Source organism: Mesorhizobium sanjuanii (assembly GCF_002529485.1).
GTDB lineage: Bacteria > Pseudomonadota > Alphaproteobacteria > Rhizobiales > Rhizobiaceae > Mesorhizobium > Mesorhizobium sanjuanii.
This window is the reverse complement of record NZ_NWQG01000148.1, coordinates 1-18,300: the sequence shown is the minus strand read 5'-3', so window position 1 is coordinate 18,300 and position 18,300 is coordinate 1. Positions and strand designations below refer to the sequence as shown.

At 63.1% G+C, this 18,300-nt stretch carries 20 protein-coding genes; 18 read left to right on the top strand and 2 right to left on the bottom strand.

Annotated elements, in window-relative coordinates; translation table 11 throughout:
- The 17 genes from CN311_RS33020 to lpdA form a co-directional block, all read left to right on the top strand.
- A partial coding sequence (locus tag CN311_RS33020; protein WP_208866551.1) for a hypothetical protein occupies positions 1-230 on the top strand: 230 nt, incomplete at its 5' end.
- Between the two features lie 79 nt (positions 231-309).
- Positions 310-855 (top strand): protease inhibitor Inh/omp19 family protein, encoded by a 546-nt coding sequence (locus CN311_RS21100; protein ID WP_097575644.1) that lies wholly within the window; start codon positions 310-312, stop codon positions 853-855.
- 47 nt (positions 856-902) lie between these two features.
- A complete protein-coding gene (gene zapE, locus CN311_RS21095) occupies positions 903-2,105 on the top strand; it encodes a cell division protein ZapE (protein WP_097575643.1) in 1,203 nt (400 codons plus the stop codon).
- 466 nt (positions 2,106-2,571) lie between these two features.
- Entirely contained in the window at positions 2,572-3,540 is a 969-nt protein-coding gene (gene mdh / locus CN311_RS21090) for a malate dehydrogenase (RefSeq protein WP_097575642.1), read from the top strand.
- 35 nt (positions 3,541-3,575) lie between these two features.
- Positions 3,576-4,769 carry an ADP-forming succinate--CoA ligase subunit beta gene (gene sucC, locus CN311_RS21085; RefSeq protein WP_097575641.1) on the top strand — a complete coding sequence of 398 codons (1,194 nt, stop codon included), beginning with the start codon at positions 3,576-3,578 and terminating at the stop codon, positions 4,767-4,769.
- A gap of 33 nt (positions 4,770-4,802) precedes the next feature.
- Positions 4,803-5,072 (top strand): hypothetical protein, encoded by a 270-nt coding sequence (locus tag CN311_RS21080; protein WP_133117229.1) that lies wholly within the window; start codon positions 4,803-4,805, stop codon positions 5,070-5,072.
- Between the two features lie 2 nt (positions 5,073-5,074).
- Positions 5,075-5,446: a cupin domain-containing protein gene (locus CN311_RS21075; protein WP_097575639.1), complete on the top strand. Its 372-nt coding sequence runs from the start codon at positions 5,075-5,077 to the stop codon at positions 5,444-5,446.
- Between the two features lie 3 nt (positions 5,447-5,449).
- A complete protein-coding gene (locus CN311_RS21070) occupies positions 5,450-5,947 on the top strand; it encodes a DUF1579 family protein (RefSeq protein ID WP_097575638.1) in 498 nt (165 codons plus the stop codon).
- An 83-nt stretch (positions 5,948-6,030) separates the two neighbouring features.
- Complete coding sequence (locus tag CN311_RS32670; protein WP_165779788.1) at positions 6,031-6,327, top strand: hypothetical protein; 297 nt, start codon at positions 6,031-6,033, stop codon at positions 6,325-6,327.
- The gene (locus CN311_RS21065; RefSeq protein ID WP_097575637.1) at positions 6,254-6,670 is read left to right on the top strand and encodes a PIN domain-containing protein; all 417 of its coding nucleotides are present in this window, start codon (positions 6,254-6,256) and stop codon (positions 6,668-6,670) included. The genes CN311_RS32670 and CN311_RS21065 overlap by 74 nt, the downstream gene beginning before the upstream one ends.
- Positions 6,671-6,697: 27 nt before the next feature.
- On the top strand, positions 6,698-7,600 hold the full coding sequence (sucD, locus tag CN311_RS21060; protein WP_097575636.1) for a succinate--CoA ligase subunit alpha: 903 nt from the start codon (positions 6,698-6,700) through the stop codon (positions 7,598-7,600).
- 134 nt (positions 7,601-7,734) lie between these two features.
- Positions 7,735-10,722, top strand: coding sequence for a 2-oxoglutarate dehydrogenase E1 component (locus CN311_RS21055; RefSeq protein ID WP_097575635.1), 2,988 nt, complete (start codon positions 7,735-7,737; stop codon positions 10,720-10,722).
- A gap of 50 nt (positions 10,723-10,772) precedes the next feature.
- Positions 10,773-12,068, top strand: a complete 1,296-nt coding sequence (odhB, locus tag CN311_RS21050) for a 2-oxoglutarate dehydrogenase complex dihydrolipoyllysine-residue succinyltransferase (protein ID WP_097575634.1) — start codon at positions 10,773-10,775, stop codon at positions 12,066-12,068.
- 15 nt (positions 12,069-12,083) lie between these two features.
- Positions 12,084-12,806: a DUF4241 domain-containing protein gene (locus CN311_RS21045; protein ID WP_097575633.1), complete on the top strand. Its 723-nt coding sequence runs from the start codon at positions 12,084-12,086 to the stop codon at positions 12,804-12,806.
- Positions 12,807-12,850: 44 nt separating this feature from the next.
- Positions 12,851-13,315, top strand: coding sequence for a hypothetical protein (locus CN311_RS21040; protein WP_245440896.1), 465 nt, complete (start codon positions 12,851-12,853; stop codon positions 13,313-13,315).
- Positions 13,312-14,067, top strand: a complete 756-nt coding sequence (locus CN311_RS21035; RefSeq protein WP_097575631.1) for an SDR family oxidoreductase — start codon at positions 13,312-13,314, stop codon at positions 14,065-14,067. The genes CN311_RS21040 and CN311_RS21035 overlap by 4 nt, the downstream gene beginning before the upstream one ends.
- Positions 14,068-14,106: 39 nt before the next feature.
- Positions 14,107-15,513 (top strand): dihydrolipoyl dehydrogenase, encoded by a 1,407-nt coding sequence (lpdA, locus tag CN311_RS21030; protein ID WP_097575645.1) that lies wholly within the window; start codon positions 14,107-14,109, stop codon positions 15,511-15,513.
- 877 nt (positions 15,514-16,390) lie between these two features.
- On the opposite strand, the gene CN311_RS21020 is transcribed toward lpdA, so the two are convergent.
- Positions 16,391-16,606 (bottom strand): hypothetical protein, encoded by a 216-nt coding sequence (locus CN311_RS21020; protein WP_097575630.1) that lies wholly within the window; start codon positions 16,604-16,606, stop codon positions 16,391-16,393.
- Between the two features lie 92 nt (positions 16,607-16,698).
- Positions 16,699-17,637, bottom strand: a complete 939-nt coding sequence (locus CN311_RS21015) for a tyrosine recombinase XerC (protein WP_097575629.1) — start codon at positions 17,635-17,637, stop codon at positions 16,699-16,701.
- Between the two features lie 113 nt (positions 17,638-17,750).
- Between CN311_RS21015 and rimM the strand changes: the two genes are divergently transcribed.
- On the top strand, positions 17,751-18,300 hold a 550-nt coding region (gene rimM / locus CN311_RS21010), incomplete at its 3' end, for a ribosome maturation factor RimM (protein WP_115504264.1).

The following is an 18,300-nucleotide window of genomic DNA, read 5'->3' as shown; positions in this document are numbered from 1 at the left end:
TTGTAATAGCGGTTGGCGGCTCTCTTTCTCGCGGCCAAGGTTTCGGCTCCGGCAGGTTTCGGCTTAGCAGAGATAGGGCCGAAGCCGGCTGGCGCAAACATCCGCCTTGGCAGCCGGACTTCGACCGCTCGCCACGCACCGGCCGGCTCCTTGCCAGTGTCGGGCGTCTCAATCGTGATAATTTAGCAACAATTCTTGTCGCAAACTGTATTTTTACCATATCGGGTTGAAATTTCGCCACCTTCTCCGTCTTGTTGCGGGTGGGATTTGTGCGGACGGCAGCCCCGGCCGGATCCGACGGAGGTTGGAATGAATTTTTCGAAAGCCGGTCTTGTGGCCGTATCGCTTGCCGCTCTGGTTGCGAGCGGCTGTTCGACCTCACGGTTCTCGTCGATGGATGACCAGCAGCCGGCGCCGCTGGAAGCCGCACCCGCCGGCAAGGTGACCGCGAACCAGCTGCCGCCGCCGGCGTCGCCCGGCACCGCCGACCCGTCGAAATTTCCGACCGCGCCGACGGCGCCAAACACCCAGGTCGCCTCGCTGCCGGCAGATGGAACGGCGCCGGCCGGAGCTCCGGATCTGACAGCGGCGAGCGTCGCCGGCGTCTGGAACGCCAGCGTGTCCGGCCAGAGCTGCAAGGTGGCGACGCCACAGACCAAATTCGGCTCGGGCTACCGCGCCGGACCCTTGCATTGCCCGGCGCCGATCGATGGCATCAAATCCTGGAACGTCTCCGGCAAGCAGCTGACGCTATACGACGACAATGGCGGCACACTGGCGCGGCTCTATTCCTCGGGCGGAGAGAAATTCGACGGCCAGACTTCCAACGGTTTGCCGATCTCGCTTACAAGGTAAGGCAGACCCGCCCCTTTTCCTGGAATTGTTCCAGAACGACGTGACCGATGCATCTGCGTGACGGCCTCCAGACCCATGCGACCGTCCGGCAGCGCTACGACCATCTGGTTGTATCAGGCGCGATCGAGCGTGATCCGGCGCAGGAACGGATCACCGCCGCACTCGACCGGCTGATCGACGAGATCTCGGCCAAGCGGCTGGCGCACAAGTCGAGCGCGCTGGGCTGGCTGTTCGCCCGCAAGCGCGAGACGCATGAGGCGGTCAAGGGCCTCTACATCCATGGCGGCGTCGGCCGCGGCAAGACCATGCTGATGGACATGTTCTTCGAGCTGGTGCCGGTCCGGCGCAAGCGCCGCGTGCATTTCAACGACTTCATGGCCGATGTTCAGGATCGCATCCAGAAGCACCGGCAGGCGCGCAAGAACGGCGACGTCAGGGAGGACGACCCGATCCCGCCGGTGGCCCGCAAGTTGGCCGAGGAAGCCTGGGTGCTGTGCTTCGACGAATTCTCCGTCACCGACATTGCCGACGCGATGATCCTGTCCAGGCTGTTCTCGGCGCTGTTTGCCAATGGCGTGGTGCTGGTCGCCACCTCCAATGTCGCACCTGATGATCTCTACCGCGACGGCTTGAACCGCCAGCTTTTCCTGCCGTTCATCGGTATGCTGGAACGGCACGCCCATGTGCTGGCGCTGGACGCCGACAAGGACTACCGGCTGGACAAACTCGGCCGCATGCCGGTCTACATCACCCCTGCGGATGCGGCCGCCGATGCCGCGCTCGATGCCGCCTGGGAGGCGATGACGCGTGGCAGACCGACGGCCGGGACGACGCTGACGGTGAAGGGCCGGCAGGTCGTGGTGCCGGCTGCCGCCGGCGAGGCGGCGCGCTTCTCCTTCGCCGATCTCTGCGAAAAGCCGCTCGGTGCGCGCGACTATCTCGCCATCGCAGCCCGCTTCTCGACCGTGTTCATCGACCGCGTGCCGGTGCTCGGCGAAGGCCGGCGCAACGAGGCCAAGCGCTTCATCCTGTTGATCGACACACTCTACGACCATCATGTGCGGCTGGTGGTGAGTGCAGAGGCTGCGCCGCCTGAGCTCTATACCGCCAAGCGCGGCAATGAAGTGTTCGAGTTCGAGCGTACGGCGTCGCGGCTGATCGAGATGCAGAGCCGCGATTGGCTGGAAAACTGGGCGGAGCGGCGGAAGACGCGGACGCTATTGCCGGAAGAGCGGCAAGCGCAGGCCTGAGCCTCCACTCCAAAGGGAGCGTTCCGTCACACCCCCTCTGTCCTGGAACGTTGATGCTGCCAATCCCCCCCCGTGCGGACCCCGTTGCGGGGAGATGCCTGGCAGGGCAGAAGGGAGTACTGTCCCGCCGACATCACAAAATCTTCCGTCGGCCCTGCGGTTCCTCCCGCTTCGCCGACCCGCATCACAAGGGCGTCATCACCCGGAAACAGCCTTCTGATTTTCACGATCATTGTGTAAAGCTTCCCAAGTCGGCTTACGAACTTTGACGTTTACGTAATTCCCATTGTTTCTAACCGATTGAAATTATTCACTCGAAAATAATCGATTGAATATTTTCCGAGCCGGAGCTATTGGGTGCGGCTAATTCTCGCGGGTTCTCCGCTGCATACCGGCCTCTTCCTCACGCCGTCATCAAGTCGTTAAGATTTGGGCGCAGTCACAGACAAAGGGAAAACATCCTGACATGGCACGCAACAAGATAGCCCTCATCGGCTCGGGCATGATCGGCGGCACGCTCGCTCACATGATCGGCCTCAAGGATCTCGGCGACGTGGTGCTGTTCGATATCGCCGAGGGCATTCCGCAGGGCAAGGGGCTCGATATCGCGCAGTCGTCGCCGGTCGACGGGTTCGACTCCAGGCTGACCGGCGTCAACGACTATGCCGGCATCGAGGGCGCCGATGTCTGCATCGTCACCGCCGGCGTGCCGCGCAAGCCCGGTATGAGCCGCGACGATCTCCTGGGCATCAACCTGAAGGTGATGGAACAGGTCGGCGCGGGTCTCAAGAAATACGCGCCGAAGGCCTTCGTCATCTGCATCACCAATCCGCTCGACGCCATGGTCTGGGCGCTGCAGAAATTCTCAGGCCTGCCCAAGACCCATGTGGTCGGCATGGCCGGCGTGCTCGACAGTTCGCGTTTCCGCTACTTCCTGGCCGAGGAATTCAAGGTCTCGGTCGAGGACGTCACCGCCTTCGTGCTCGGCGGCCATGGCGATTCCATGGTGCCGATGATCCGCTATTCGACGGTTGCCGGCATTCCGCTGCCCGACCTCGTCAAGATGGGCTGGACCTCGAAGGAAAAGCTCGACCAGATCGTGCAGCGCACACGTGACGGCGGCGCCGAGATCGTCGGCCTGCTGAAGACCGGCTCGGCCTATTACGCGCCGGCCGCCTCGGCGATCTCGATGGCCGAAGCCTATCTCAAGGACAAGAAGCGCGTGCTGCCGTGCGCGGCGCATCTCTCCGGCCAGTATGGCGTGAAAAACACCTATGTCGGGGTTCCCGTGGTGATCGGCGCCGGCGGTGTCGAGCGCATCATCGAGATCGAGCTCTCGAAGAGCGAGCAGAAGATGTTCGACAGTTCGGTAGCGGCGGTGCAGGGCCTGACCGAGGCCTGCGTCAACATCGCGCCACATCTCTCCACCAAGTGACACCTCGCCTCGAAACAACCCGGAGATAGTAAGCCATGAACATCCATGAGTATCAGGGCAAGGCGCTGCTGAAGGGTTTTGGCGCACCGGTGGCCGAGGGCGTGCCGGTGTTCGAGGCGAGCGAGGCGGAAGCCGCCGCCAAGGCGCTTCCCGGTCCGCTCTATGTGGTGAAGAGCCAGATCCATGCCGGGGGCCGCGGCAAGGGCAAGTTCAAGGAGCTGCCCGCCGATGCCAAGGGCGGGGTGCGGCTGGCGAAGTCGGTGGCCGAGGTCGTCGCCAACGCCAAGGAGATGCTTGGGCATACGCTGGTCACCAAGCAGACCGGCCCGGCGGGCAAGCAGGTCAACCGCCTCTATATCGAGGACGGCGCCGACATCGAGCGCGAGCTTTATCTGTCGCTGCTGGTCGACCGTTCGGTCGGCCGCATCGCTTTCGTCGTGTCGACCGAGGGCGGCATGGACATCGAAGGCGTCGCCCACGACACGCCGGAAAAGATCGTCACGCTGGCAATAGATCCCGAAAAAGGCGTCACCGCCGGCGACGTGAAAAAGATCAACGCGGCCTATCATCTGGATGGCGACGCGGCCAAGGACGGCGAGACGCTGTTTCCGCTGCTCTACAAGGCCTTTGTCGACAAGGACATGAGCCTGCTTGAGGTCAACCCGCTGATCGTCATGAAGAACGGGCATTTGCGCGTGCTCGACGCCAAAGTGTCATTCGACAACAATGCGCTGTTCCGCCACCCCGACGTGCTGGAATTGCGCGATACCACCGAAGAGGACGAGAAGGAGATCGAGGCGTCGAAATACGACCTCGCCTATGTCGCGCTCGACGGCAATATCGGCTGCATGGTCAACGGCGCCGGGCTTGCCATGGCGACGATGGACATCATCAAGCTCTATGGCGCCGAGCCCGCGAACTTCCTCGATGTCGGCGGTGGCGCGTCGAAGGAGAAGGTGACGGCCGCCTTCAAGATCATCACCAGGGATCCGGCGGTCGAAGGCATATTGATCAACATCTTCGGCGGCATCATGAAATGCGACGTCATCGCCGAGGGCGTGATCGCCGCGGTTAGGGAAGTCGGGCTGAAAGTGCCGCTGGTGGTGCGGCTCGAAGGCACCAATGCCGAGCTTGGCAAGAAGATCATCAATGACAGCGGCCTGAACGTGGTCTCTGCCGATGACCTCGACGACGCGGCGCAGAAGATCGTCAAGGCGGTGAAGGGCTGAGCCGGCGTCATGCATGCACAACCATCCATGCTAATGACCGGCATCGGCTTGATGGCAATCGGTGCATGTTGGCTGGCAATAGTTGCCATTGCAAATGCAATGGTCGGAAACGAGGCGACTATGATGAAGTACGGCTTTCATCCGCCTGCTGGTAGAAACCTAGAGTTCTTCAAAAAATTTCGACCCGTGTACATGGCAGTCATGCGTGGGATTTTCAGGCCGGGTGGATGGGTATTGGTCGCTATTGGGGCCTGCATGGTCATCGTCGGGCTCTTTGAACGGTTTGGCGGGACAGGAGCTTAGCTGTGCCACCGCGTAAGATAAATTTGGTTGAGGCGGCGGATCAGAAGATCGCCAAGGTCTTCGATCCGCGTATCGCCGGCGACGTGAATGACAGCCAGGTCAAGATCGCCAAGTTCGGCGATGTCTTCGACTGGCACGCGCATGATAATGAGGACGAAGCCTTCCTCGTGCTGCGCGGCCGCATCGCCATCGATTTCCGCGACGGTCCGGTCGAACTCGGCGAGGGCGACTTCATCGTCGTGCCGCGCGGCGTCGAGCACCGGCCGCGCTCGCTGACCCTGGAGCCTGTGGTGCTGATGTTCGAGCCGGCGACGACGCTGAACACCGGCAACGCCAAGAGCGACCTCACCGTCGCCGACCTGAAGCGGCTCTGACCCATGAACGCTGCATCCTTCTCTTCGCTCTCGGCCGATCACCAGCGCCTGCAGGCGCTGGTCGGCGCGTGGCGGGGCGAGGAAGATGTGGCGGAAACACAGTGGGCCGATGGTGGCCCGGCGACGTCGGAAGTGACGGCAGAGGCACAGTTCGGCGGCCTGTTCGTGGTGCAGCGCTATCGCCAGCGCCGCGACGGCACGGTCTCGTTCGGTGCGCATAGCGTCTTCGGCTTCGACCAGCAAAACAGCGTCGTCACCATGCACCAGTTCGATTCGATGGGTTTTGTGCCGGCCTCGCCGGCAACCGGCGTGTGGGAAGGCAACACCCTGACGCTGCTGCGCTCATCGCCGCGAGGAGCCGCACGTGTCACCTACGACTTCGACGGCGGGGACAGCTATCGCATGCGGTTGCAATTCCAGCCCGTGGGCAGCGGCGCTTGGCAAGAGATGGTGACCGGGCTTTATCGGCGCGTTCCGCCTTCCGAGTCGGGAGAAGGCTGAGCGATGGAGATCGCGCCTAGGACAGTTGAGGGTTTACACATAATCACACATATTAAGGCTGTGGATTTATGTGGAGACGAACGATGAAGAATGTCACCCTGGCCATGGACGAGACCCTGCTCGACAAAGCGCGAGGCCTTGCCGAACGTCGCAAGACGACGCTTAACGCCCTCATTCGTTCCCTGCTTGCGCATGAAGTGGAGCAGGAAGACCGGATTGCCTGGGCGCGGGAAGGTATGCGCAGGCTCATGGCCGAAACTCCGCTCGACCTAGGCCCCGCATACAAATGGAGTCGGGACGAGATCTATGCTGAACGAGAAGATAGAATGCTTTCTCGACTCGAACGTCCTCCTGTACGCGGCTTCGGAGAGGACAAGTGATCCCCGCCGACACGATATCGCAGAAAGGCTTGTGCTCGGGACCGCTTTTGGCGTCTCTGGGCAGACGCTGGCTGAGTTCGCGAATGTCGCACGGCGAAAATCCGTCACTGCCGATACCGTTGTCGACCAGTGGCTGGTGTTTCTCGGCACGTTCCCGTTTGTCCCGGTCGATCAGGACTATGTCATCGCCGGGTTGCGTGTCGCGCGACGCTATCAGCTCAAATATTACGACGCAGCGCTCCTCGCTGCCGCTGAGCGCCTCGGCGCACCGATTTTCTACACCGAAGATCTCAACCACAACCAGGTTTATGGCTCGGTCCGAGCCGTCAATCCTTTCTTGTAATCGCTGAATTCAGAGGCGTAATCACCCATGTCCATTCTCGTCGACAAGAACACCAAGGTGCTCGTGCAGGGCCTGACCGGCAAGACCGGCACGTTCCACACGGAACAGGCGCTGGCCTATCACGGCACGAAAATGGTCGGCGGCATCCATCCCAAGAAGGGCGGCGAAACCTGGACCGGCGCCAAGGGCGAGAACCTGCCGATCTTCGCAACCGTCGCCGAAGGCAAGGCCAGGACCGGCGCCAACGCTTCGGTCGTCTATGTGCCGCCGGCGGGTGCGGCCGAAGCGATCCTGGAAGCGATCGAGGCCGAGATCCCGCTGATCGTCTGCATCACCGAAGGCATTCCTGTGATGGATATGGTCAAGGTCAAGGCAAGGCTCGACCGCTCTAAGTCGCGGCTGATCGGGCCCAACTGCCCGGGCGTGCTGACGCCCGACGAATGCAAGATCGGCATCATGCCCGGCAACATCTTCCGCAAGGGCTCGGTGGGCGTTGTTTCGCGCTCGGGAACGCTTACCTATGAAGCAGTGTTCCAGACCACCAATGTCGGCCTCGGCCAGACCACCGCCGTCGGCATCGGCGGCGATCCGGTCAAGGGCACGGAGTTCATCGACGTGCTGGAGATGTTCCTCGCCGACGACGAGACCAAGTCGATCATCATGATCGGCGAGATCGGCGGGTCGGCCGAGGAAGACGCCGCGCAGTTCCTCAAGGACGAGGCCAAACGTGGCCGCAGCAAGCCGATGGCCGGGTTCATTGCCGGCCGCACGGCGCCGGCCGGCCGTACCATGGGCCATGCGGGCGCGGTCATCTCCGGCGGCAAGGGCGGCGCCGAGGACAAGATCGCGGCGATGGAATCGGCCGGGATCAAGGTTTCGCCGTCGCCGGCAAGGCTCGGCACGACCCTGGTTGAAGCCATCAAAGGGTAAGGCAGTAGTGAGTAGTCAGTAGTGAAAAGGGAAAAACGGGTAAGTAGCAGCTGAGCGGGAATGTTATCGTTCTACTCACTACTGCCTACTCACCATTCCCTAACAAGGAGACGGAGCTGGGCTCCGCAGACAAAATGGCAAGACAAGATCAGGCCAACGACCAGTTTTCGCTTACCTCTTTCCTCTATGGCGGCAATGCCGACTATATCGAGGCGCTGCATGCGGCCTATGAGGACGATCCCGAATCGGTAAACCCCGAATGGCAGGATTTCTTCGCGGCGCTGAAGGACGATGCCGGCGATGTTCGCAAGAACGCCGAGGGTGCCTCCTGGGCCAGGCCGTCCTGGCCGATGCAGGCCAATGGCGAACTGGTTTCGGCGCTCGATGGCAATTGGGGCCTCGTCGAAAAGCACCTGGAGAAGAAGGTCAAGGAGAAGGCGGTCGTCAACGGCGCCGTGCTTTCCGATGCCGACGTGCACCAGGCGACGCGCGATTCGGTGCGCGCCATCATGATGATCCGCGCCTACCGCATGCGCGGCCATCTGCACGCCAATCTCGACCCGCTCGGCATCGCCAAGCCGCTCGAGGACTATAACGAGCTGTCGCCGGAGAATTACGGCTTCACCGCAGCCGACTACGACCGGCCGATCTTCCTCGACAATGTGCTCGGGCTCGAATTCGGCACCATCCGGCAGATGCTGGACATCCTGACCCGCACCTATTGCTCGACGCTCGGCGTCGAGTTCATGCATATTTCCGATCCCGAGGAGAAGGCCTGGATCCAGGCGCGTATCGAGGGCGCCGACAAGGAGATCACCTTCACCGCCACCGGCAAGAAGGCGATCCTGCAGAAGCTGGTCGAGGCCGAGGGGTTCGAGCAGTTCGCCGACGTCAAGTTCAAGGGCACCAAGCGCTTTGGCCTCGACGGCAGCGAAGGGCTGATCCCGGCGCTGGAACAGATCATCAAGCGCGGCGGCCAGCTCGGCATGAAGGAGATCGTGCTCGGCATGGCGCATCGCGGCCGGCTGAACGTGCTCTCCCAGGTGATGGCCAAGCCGCACCGCGCCATCTTCCACGAATTCAAGGGCGGCTCAGCCGCCCCCGACGAGGTCGAGGGCTCGGGCGACGTGAAATACCATCTCGGTGCTTCGTCGGACCGCGAGTTCGACGGCAACAAGGTGCATCTGTCCTTAACCGCCAACCCCTCGCATCTGGAAATCGTCGATCCGGTGGTGATGGGCAAGGCGCGGGCCAAGCAGGACTATCTGTTCGGCCGCAGCCGCGAGGAGATCGTGCCGCTGGAAGAGCGCGCCAAGGTGCTGCCGCTGCTGCTGCATGGCGACGCCGCCTTTGCCGGCCAGGGCGTGATCGCAGAAATACTCGGCTTGTCGGGCCTGCGCGGCCACCGGGTCGCCGGCACGCTGCATTTCATCATCAACAACCAGATCGGCTTCACCACCAATCCGCGCTTCTCGCGCTCCTCGCCCTATCCGTCGGATGTGGCCAAGATGATCGAGGCGCCGATCTTCCACGTCAATGGCGACGACCCGGAAGCCACGGTCCACGCCGCCAAGGTGGCGATCGAGTTCCGCATGAAGTTCCACAAGCCTGTCGTGGTGGACATGTTCTGCTATCGCCGCTTCGGTCACAATGAGGGCGACGAGCCGGCCTTCACCCAGCCGATCATGTACGCCAACATCCGCAAGCATAAGACGACGGTGCAGATCTATGCCGACCGGCTGATCGCCGAAGGTCACATCACCCAGGCCGAATTCGACAAGATGAAGGCCGACTGGCGGGCGCATCTCGAGTCCGAATGGGAGGTCGGCCAGCACTACAAGCCGAACAAGGCCGATTGGCTGGACGGCGCCTGGTCAGGCCTGCGCACGGCCGACAACCAGGACGAACAGCGGCGCGGCAAGACTGCCGTGCCGGTCAAGACCTTGAAGGAGATCGGCAAGAAGCTGACCGAGGTGCCGAAGGATTTCGAGGCGCACAAGACGATCCTGCGCTTCCTCGAGAACCGCCGTCAGGCAATCGAGTCGGGCGAAGGCATCGACTGGTCGACAGCCGAGGCGCTGGCCTTCGGCGCCATCCTGCTCGACGGCAATCCGATCCGGCTGTCCGGGCAGGATTCGGAGCGCGGCACCTTCTCGCAACGCCATTCCGTGCTCTACGACCAGCGCGACGAGACCCGCTACATCCCGCTCAACAATCTGTCGGCCGCGCAGGCCGGCTTCGAGGTCATCAACTCGATGCTGTCGGAAGAGGCCGTGCTCGGCTTCGAATATGGCTACAGCCTGGCCGAGCCGAAGGCACTGACGCTGTGGGAGGCCCAATTCGGCGACTTCGCCAATGGCGCCCAGGTGGTGTTCGACCAGTTCATCTCCAGCGGAGAGCGCAAGTGGCTGAGAATGTCGGGCCTCGTCTGCCTGCTGCCGCATGGCTATGAAGGCCAGGGTCCCGAACATTCCTCGGCCCGCCTCGAGCGCTTCCTGCAGCTTTGCGCCGAAGACAATATGCAGGTCGCCTATTGCACGACGCCGGCCAACTACTTCCACATATTGCGCCGGCAGTTGAAGCGGGACTTCCGCAAGCCGCTGATCCTGATGACGCCGAAGTCGCTGCTGCGCCACAAGCGGGCGGTGTCGACGCTGCCGGAGATATCAGGCGAAAGCGCGTTCCACCGGCTGTTGTGGGACGATGCCCAGCTGCTGCCCGGCCAGGCGATCAAGCTCGTCAAGGATTCGAAGATTCGCCGTGTCGTGCTCTGCTCGGGCAAGGTCTATTACGACCTTTACGAGGAGCGCGAGAAGCGCGGCATCAACGACATCTACCTGCTGCGCGTCGAACAGCTCTATCCGTTCCCGGCCAAAGCGCTGATCACCGAATTGTCGCGCTTCCGCAACGCCGAGATGGTGTGGTGCCAGGAGGAGCCCAAGAACATGGGCGCCTGGTCGTTCATCGATCCGTATCTGGAATGGGTTCTGGCGCATATCGACGCCAAGCATCAGCGGGTGCGCTACACCGGCCGGCCGGCCGCGGCATCGCCGGCAACCGGGCTGATGTCGAAGCATCTTGCCCAGCTTGCCGCCTTGCTCGAAGACGCGCTCGGTGAATAGAACAGAATTGGGCGAATAGAACCTCAAACGAGACAGAACGGACAGGCACAATGGCTACCGAAATCCGCGTTCCCACTCTCGGCGAATCCGTCACCGAGGCGACCATCGGCAAATGGTTCAAGAAGGTGGGCGACGCGATCGCCGCCGACGAACCGCTGGTCGAGCTCGAAACCGACAAGGTAACGGTGGAAGTGCCGGCGGCCGGCGCGGGAACGTTGAGCGAGATCGCCGCCAAGGAAGGCGAAACGGTCGAGGTCGGCGCGCTGCTGGGCATGATTTCGGCGGGCGACGGCGCCAAGGCGGCGGCTCCCGAAGCCAAGGCCGCTCCGGAGAAGCAGCAGGCTGTGTCGCAGGCCTCGTCGCCGAATGCCGCGTCCACCGTCAAGCAGGCAGCGGCCGAGACCGCCCGGATCGCCGGTGATGCCGGCCCGATCGAGGCGCGCACCATGCCGCCGGCGCCGTCGGCCGCCAAGCTGCTGGCGGAGGCCAATCTCGCGGTCGACCAGGTCCCGGGCTCCGGCAAGCGTGGCCAGGTGCTGAAAGGCGATGTGCTCGACGCGATCGCCAGGGGCGCGCCGTCGCAACCGGCCGAGATGCCAAAGGCGGCCCCTGTCGCTGCGCGCGCGCCGACCTCGGGTGACGATGCTGCCCGCGAGGAGCGCGTGCGCATGACCAAGCTGCGCCAGACCATCGCGCGCCGGCTCAAGGAAGCGCAGTCGACCGCCGCCATGCTGACCACCTTCAACGAGGTCGACATGTCAGCGGTTATGACGCTGCGGACCAAGTACAAGGACGTGTTCGAAAAGAAGCACGGGGTGAAGCTCGGCTTCATGGGCTTCTTCACCAAGGCCGTCACCCACGCGCTGAAGGAGATCCCTTCGGTCAATGCCGAGATCGACGGCACCGACATCATCTTCAAGAACTATGCCCATATCGGCGTCGCCGTCGGCACCGACAAGGGCCTTGTCGTGCCGGTCGTGCGCGACGCCGACCAGATGTCCATCGCCGAGATCGAGAAGGAGATCGGCCGGCTGGGTCTCGCCGCGCGCGACGGCAAGCTTTCCGTCGCCGACATGCAGGGCGGCACGTTTACGATTTCCAATGGGGGCGTTTACGGGTCGCTGATGTCGACGCCGATCCTCAACGCGCCGCAGTCGGGCATTTTGGGCATGCACAAGATCCAGGACCGGCCGGTGGTGGTCGGCGGCCAGATCGTGATCCGGCCGATGATGTATCTGGCGCTCTCCTACGATCACCGCATCGTCGACGGCAAGGAAGCGGTGACCTTCCTCGTGCGCGTCAAGGAAAGCCTGGAAGATCCCGAGCGGCTGGTGCTCGATTTGTGATCGGAGCTCATCGGCATGAGCGGCTGGCTGAAACGGTTCGGGTTTGCGCTGGGTCGAGCCCTTCGGATTTCTCGGGGACCTGCCCCGGTCGCTGCCCCTTCGCCGGAGAAATCAATTGAATGGGGTCCGCCGACGGAAAACAGCAATCTCGGTGTCTTCGCTCTCAGCGAAGCCGAGATGGCGGAACGGAAGATCATCGTCACCGCGATCGGTGAGCTTGAGCTACCGACTGGCGAAATCATTGCTTGCGATCCATTGATTACCGGGCTGGAACGGCCTGTGTTTAGCCGCAAGGTCAGACCGGGATGCTATCCAGTCACGTTGCTTGAGGCGCAAGGCCGTATTGCCGCAGCGGTGTTGCGGTTTGACACCGGCTTGCCAGTGCGGTGGGAATTGGCTGCCTTCGTTCGGGACGTTGGCACGTCGTCCTGGAAGTCTGGATTTATTGTCGATGACAATGTTGCTTCGTTCATGGACAAGTCGATTCAGACGCTGGTGTCCGACCAGGAGGAACTCGACGGCTATCTTGCTGACGTTGCATGCTCGTTCGACAGGTTTCGCATGGATAATCCGGTTGATGGAAATCCGCTCAATATAGCCGTGTTCAACACTGGCTTCGGTGATGGGAATTATTATTCCTTCTGGGGACTGGACGCGGCCGGCGAACCACTTCTCCTGGTGACTGACTTCGAAGTGCTCGAAAACGCCGACGGCCGAGACGGCAAGCAGGCGAACTGATGACGCATGGCACCTCGCCCTTGATCGGATTAATGGCTGCGTCGATGGCTCTCACAGCAGGGACTTTCAATGCCCATGCCGCCTGCCCGCTCGAACTCGCCGTCTATGGCGATGCCGAAAGCGAGGCCGGCATCGATTTCAGGCCGACGGGAGAATCGGCCGTTGTCACCAACACGTTCAAGATGGTGCTCGACAATAGCGTCGTGCTCGACGGCATCGTCATGTGGACGGAAGGGGTGGCGCGGCCGCATGGCTCGCTGATGTACAAATGCCCGACCGGCGACGTCACCGGTGACGAGCTCGCCGCCTGCACGGTGTGGGAGGGCGTCGTCTACAGTTCCGACGACCAGGGCAAGATCGCCTTGCTGCCGGCCGAAGGCGTCGACGCGCCGAAGACGCTGATCTTTCCCGACCTCGGGCCGTCGCTGCAAATGTCGGCGGCCTATGGTGAGAACGGGTTTTCGAAAGTGCCGTGGGATGTCTTTGCGCTGAAGGGTTGCCAGGAATGAGCGACGCACAAAAGGTTCTGCTGGTCACCGGTGGCAGCCGCGGCATTGGCGCCGCCATCTGCCGGCTGGCGGCTGCGGCCGGCTACCGTGTGGCGGTCAACTACGCGTCGAACGAAAACGCAGCCAGGTCGCTGGTCGCCGAGATTGAAACGGGTGGCGGCGAGGCGCTGGCGGTCAAGGGCGATGTCGGGGTTGAAGCCGATGTCATGGGCATGTTCGAGGTGGTGGACCGCGCCTGGGGCCGGCTCGACGCCTTTGTCAACAATGCCGGCATCGTCGACGTCAAGGCGCGTGTCGACGAGATGAGTGCGGCGCGGCTTGAGCGCATGATGCGGATCAATGTCGTCGGGCCGTTTCTCTGTGCGCGCGAAGCGGTCAGGCGCATGTCGACCCGCCATGGCGGCAAGGGTGGCGCGATCGTCAACATCTCGTCCGCCGCATCGGTACACGGCTCGGCAGGCGAATATGTCGACTACGCCGCGTCGAAGGGCGCGATCGACACGTTCACCGTCGGGCTGGCCCGCGAGGTGGCGACCGAGGGCGTGCGCGTCAATGCGGTGCGGCCGGGCATCATCGACACCGAGATCCATGCGTCCGGCGGCCAGCCGGACCGGATCGCAAGGATCAAGGACATGCTGCCGATGAAAAGGCCGGGCACGGCGGATGAAGTGGCGCATGCGGTTCTCTATCTTTTGTCGGACGAAGCGTCCTATACGACGGGCGCGATCCTGAATGTGAGCGGCGGCCGTTGAGCGGCAGTGGCGAATCCGAAAGGCGAGAAGGACACCATCATGGCTTATGACGTCGTTATCATCGGATCGGGACCCGGCGGCTATGTCTGCGCCATCAAGGCGGCACAGCTTGGCCTGAAGACGGCGGTGGTCGAGAAGAACGCGACCTTCGGCGGCACCTGCCTCAACATCGGCTGCATCCCGTCCAAGGCACTGCTTTACGCCTCGGAGATGTTCGCCGAGGCCGGTCATTCCTTCGATACGCTGGGCGTCGAGATACCGGCGCCGAAGCTCAATCTGAAGAAGATGATGGCGCACAAGGACGCGACCGTGACGGCCAATGTCAACGGCGTCGCCTTCCTGTTCAAGAAGAACAAGATCGACAGCTTCCGCGGCACCGGCAAGGTGGTTGCCGCCGGCAAGGTGTCGGTGACCGGCGAGGACGGCGAGGTCGAAGAGATCGAAACCAGGAACATCGTCATCGCCACCGGCTCCGACGTCGCCGGCATTCCGGGCGTCAAGGTCGATATCGACGAGAAGGTGATCCTGTCCTCGACCGGTGCCTTGTCGCTGGACAAGGTGCCGGGCCATCTGGTGGTGGTCGGCGGCGGCGTCATCGGGCTGGAGCTCGGCTCGGTCTGGGCACGGCTCGGCGCCAAGGTGACCGTCGTCGAGTTCCTAGACACCATTTTGGGTGGCATGGACGGCGAGGTCTCCAAGCAGTTCCAGCGCATGCTTTCGAAGCAAGGAATCGAGTTCAAGCTCGGCGCCAAAGTCACCGGCGTCGCCAAGACCAGGAAGGGTGCGACCGTCACGTTCGAACCGGTCAAGGGCGGCGCCGCAGAGACCATCGAGGCGGATGCGGTGCTGATCGCAACAGGGCGCCGGGCCTTCGCGGATAGTCTCGGGCTGAAGGAAGCCGGGGTCGAGGTCGACGAGCGCGGCCGGGTCAAGACGGACGGTCATCTCAGGACCAATGTACCGGGCATCTTCGCCATCGGCGACGTCATCGCCGGGCCGATGCTCGCCCACAAGGCCGAGGACGAAGGCGTGGCGGTGGCCGAGACCATCGCCGGCCAGGCAGGCCATGTGAACTACGAGGTGATCCCGAGCGTCGTCTACACCAGCCCGGAAATCGCTTCCGTCGGCAAGACCGAGGAAGAACTGAAGAAGGCTGGCATCGACTACAAGGTTGGAAAATTCCCGTTCACCGCCAATGGCCGGGCGCGCGCCATGCTGCACACCGACGGTTTCGTCAAGATCCTGGCGGACAAGGCCAGCGACCGCGTGCTCGGTGTGCATATCGTCGGCTTCGGCGCCGGCGAGATGATCCACGAGGCGGCGGTGCTGATGGAGTTCGGCGGTTCGTCGGAAGATCTCGCCCGCACCTGCCATGCCCATCCGACGATGTCCGAAGCGGTGAAGGAGGCGGCGCTGGCCACCTTCTTCAAGCCGATCCATATTTAGAGCCGAGGGTATTGAACGCCCCGATTTCGTCATCCCAGGGCGGAGCAGGAGCGAAGCGACGTTGCCGAGACCCTGGGATCCATGCCGCGACATCGGAGCGTCGCTGCGATGCAGGTTCTGCACCGCCCGAACTCTGTGACAGCAGTCGCGGCATGGATCCTCGGGTCAAGCCCGAGGATGACGAATGCGCGTGGCGACATCCTGTTCAAAACAAAACGGCCCGCTTTTCAGCGGGCCGTTCGTCGTTGAAATCAGGAGCCCGATCAGTTGGCCGGTGCGGCAGGAGCCGGAGCGGGCGCCGGGGCTGGCGCGGGTTCGGCCGGTGCAGGCGCCGGGGCCGGCGCGGGTTCGGCCGGTGCAGGCGCTGCGGGAGCCGGCGCAGGAGCCGGTTCGGCGGGCTTCATCGGTTCAGCTGGAGCAGGCGCCGGTGTGCTGGCGGCCGGTGGTTCGGCAGGCGCGGGCGCCTCAGCCTTTCTTCCAAAAACATAGTAGGCGACAATGGCCAGGATAAGAACGACAAGGGCAATCAGCCAGCCACTGCCGCCGCCGCCCGCCTTGGGCGTGGGGCTCGGGGTGGTGAACGGGTCGTTGGGATTCGCCATAAAAGTGTCCTCCGTGGATGAAAGATATCAATCAACACACATCAACGCGCAATCGTTGAACGGGTTTCACATAGCGCCCGAAAACGCCGAAAGCAGGGCAATCTGCGCCTGAAAGCGTTTATCTGCAAGCATTTAACCGGCAGTTCCCCCGGAGATGGCGCCAAAACGAGCCATCGACCTTCCTTGAGCGATACGGACCGAGCCCTGTGCGCTGGCGATTCGCGCGAGGCTTGTGGAAGGCACCGGTGATTCGGCCTGCAACCCAGCCGTGCAGGTCAGCCTGCGATGGTGATGGCAGAGCCCGCCGGAGCGTGCGTCTGCGGGACAGACAGCGTGTTGGCGCCGGTCCGAACCGGGATTTCGGTCTGCATTCTGCCGGCGGCAAGCAGTGCGATGACGAGGAAGGACAGGAAAAACAGGACGTTGAGTGCGACAAGCAGCTTCAGCGACCCGAGAGCCGCGCGATCAGCGATGGCAATAGCATACTTCATGCCTCGTTTTTAGGCGCAAAAGGCAGCGAAACAGTTAACCGGCATTGCAAAATTGAATGCGTTTTCCGCTGCGCGCGAGGTTGCGGCCTCGCTTACGCCCGTGGATGGGATGCTTCGTAGATTTCGAGCAGCCTTGCGGTGTCGACGCCGGTGTAGACCTGGGTGGTCGACAGGCTGGCATGGCCAAGCAGTTCCTGGATGGTGCGCAGGTCGCCGCCACGGCCAAGCAGATGCGTGGCGAAGGAATGGCGCAAGGCATGCGGCGTCGCGGTGTCTGGCAGGTTGAGGGCCGAGCGCAGTTTCGCCATGTCGCGCTGGACGATGGCCGGGTTGAGCGGGCCGCCTCGGGCGCCGCGAAACAAAAGACCTTTGGGATCGATGTCGAAGGGGCAGAGCCGGCGGTATTCGGCGATGGCCCGCAACGCCACCGGCAGCACCGGCACCAGCCGCGTCTTGCCGCCCTTGCCGGTGATGCGAAGCACCGTGTCGCTGGGCAGGGCCAGCTCGGCGCCCGACAGGCCGAGCGCCTCGGAAATGCGCAGACCCGAACCATAGAGCAGCGTCAGCACGGCGGCGTTGCGGGCGGCGATCCAGGGTTCCTCGGCCAGTTGGCCTTCCACCGACACGACATGCTTGGCGTCGCTTGCCGTCAGCGGCTTGGGCAGCGACTTCGGCTGCCGTGGCGCGCGCAATGCCGCCGCGCCGGCGGCATTGGCAAGGCCGCGCCGCTCGAGAAAGCGCAGCAGCGAACGGATGCCGGCCAGGCCGCGCCCGAGCGTGCGGGCGCCGGCCCCAGCGTTGCGTCGGGCGGCGAGGAAGCCGCGCAGGTCGGCCGGGCGCAGATTGGCGATGTCGGAAATGCCCGGCGAACCGCCGCAATGGCCGGTCAGGAAGTGCAGGAACTGGCGCGTGTCGCGCTCATAGGCTTCCACCGTTTCGGGCGACAGCCGGCGCTCGCGCGCCAGCATCTTCAGCCAGCTTTCGCGGGCTGCCTGGAGGTCGGGCTTCGCCGGGATGAGGAATTCCTGCATGGCTTTCTCAGTTCCGGATCATTTTCCGGCAGCCGGGTTAGCAAGCGGTGAAGAGGCCGTCATTGAAATGACAATCGCGGAGGGTTAGAGCAGCACAAAGGATGTTTCTACCGATGAGCAAGCCGCAAAACCCCGTCCAGATGGCCGTGATCGGCGCCGCCCATGGCATCAAGGGCGAATTGCGCGTCAAGACCTTCACCGGCGAGCCGCTGGCGCTGGCCGATTACGGCCCGCTCTACGCCAGGGACGGGCGCGCCTTCCAGATCATCGACATCAGGCCCGCCAACACTGTCGTCGTGGTGCGTTTCAAGGGCGTCAGCGACCGCAATGCCGCCGAGGCGCTCGCCGGCACGGAACTGTTCGTCGACCGCTCGATGCTGCCCGACGACGGCGAGGAGGACGAGTTCTACCATGCCGACCTTGTCGGGCTCGAGGTCAGGGACGATACCGATGTCATCGGCAAGGTCGTGGCCGTGCACAATTTCGGCGGCGGCGACATCCTCGACGTCACGCTGGCGGGACGCAAAGGCGTGCTGATCCCGTTCACGCAGGCCGCCGTTCCCGACGTGTCGATCGCAGAGGGTTTTATCCGCGTCGATCCGGCCGCCGCCGGCCTCCTGGACGATGAGGATGGCGAGGCTCCCGGCCGCGAGGGCTTCGATC

Coding starts and splice junctions, on each gene's coding strand:
- CN311_RS21100 (WP_097575644.1), top strand. CDS start 310: ATGAATTTTTCGAAAGCCGGTCTTGTGGCCGTATCGCTTGCCGCTCTG.
- zapE (WP_097575643.1), top strand. CDS start 903: ATGCATCTGCGTGACGGCCTCCAGACCCATGCGACCGTCCGGCAGCGC.
- mdh (WP_097575642.1), top strand. CDS start 2,572: ATGGCACGCAACAAGATAGCCCTCATCGGCTCGGGCATGATCGGCGGC.
- sucC (WP_097575641.1), top strand. CDS start 3,576: ATGAACATCCATGAGTATCAGGGCAAGGCGCTGCTGAAGGGTTTTGGC.
- CN311_RS21080 (WP_133117229.1), top strand. CDS start 4,803: ATGACCGGCATCGGCTTGATGGCAATCGGTGCATGTTGGCTGGCAATA.
- CN311_RS21070 (WP_097575638.1), top strand. CDS start 5,450: ATGAACGCTGCATCCTTCTCTTCGCTCTCGGCCGATCACCAGCGCCTG.
- CN311_RS32670 (WP_165779788.1), top strand. CDS start 6,031: ATGAAGAATGTCACCCTGGCCATGGACGAGACCCTGCTCGACAAAGCG.
- CN311_RS21065 (WP_097575637.1), top strand. CDS start 6,254: ATGCTGAACGAGAAGATAGAATGCTTTCTCGACTCGAACGTCCTCCTG.
- sucD (WP_097575636.1), top strand. CDS start 6,698: ATGTCCATTCTCGTCGACAAGAACACCAAGGTGCTCGTGCAGGGCCTG.
- CN311_RS21055 (WP_097575635.1), top strand. CDS start 7,735: ATGGCAAGACAAGATCAGGCCAACGACCAGTTTTCGCTTACCTCTTTC.
- odhB (WP_097575634.1), top strand. CDS start 10,773: ATGGCTACCGAAATCCGCGTTCCCACTCTCGGCGAATCCGTCACCGAG.
- CN311_RS21045 (WP_097575633.1), top strand. CDS start 12,084: ATGAGCGGCTGGCTGAAACGGTTCGGGTTTGCGCTGGGTCGAGCCCTT.
- CN311_RS21040 (WP_245440896.1), top strand. CDS start 12,851: ATGGCTCTCACAGCAGGGACTTTCAATGCCCATGCCGCCTGCCCGCTC.
- CN311_RS21035 (WP_097575631.1), top strand. CDS start 13,312: ATGAGCGACGCACAAAAGGTTCTGCTGGTCACCGGTGGCAGCCGCGGC.
- lpdA (WP_097575645.1), top strand. CDS start 14,107: ATGGCTTATGACGTCGTTATCATCGGATCGGGACCCGGCGGCTATGTC.
- CN311_RS21020 (WP_097575630.1), bottom strand. CDS start 16,606: ATGAAGTATGCTATTGCCATCGCTGATCGCGCGGCTCTCGGGTCGCTG.
- CN311_RS21015 (WP_097575629.1), bottom strand. CDS start 17,637: ATGCAGGAATTCCTCATCCCGGCGAAGCCCGACCTCCAGGCAGCCCGC.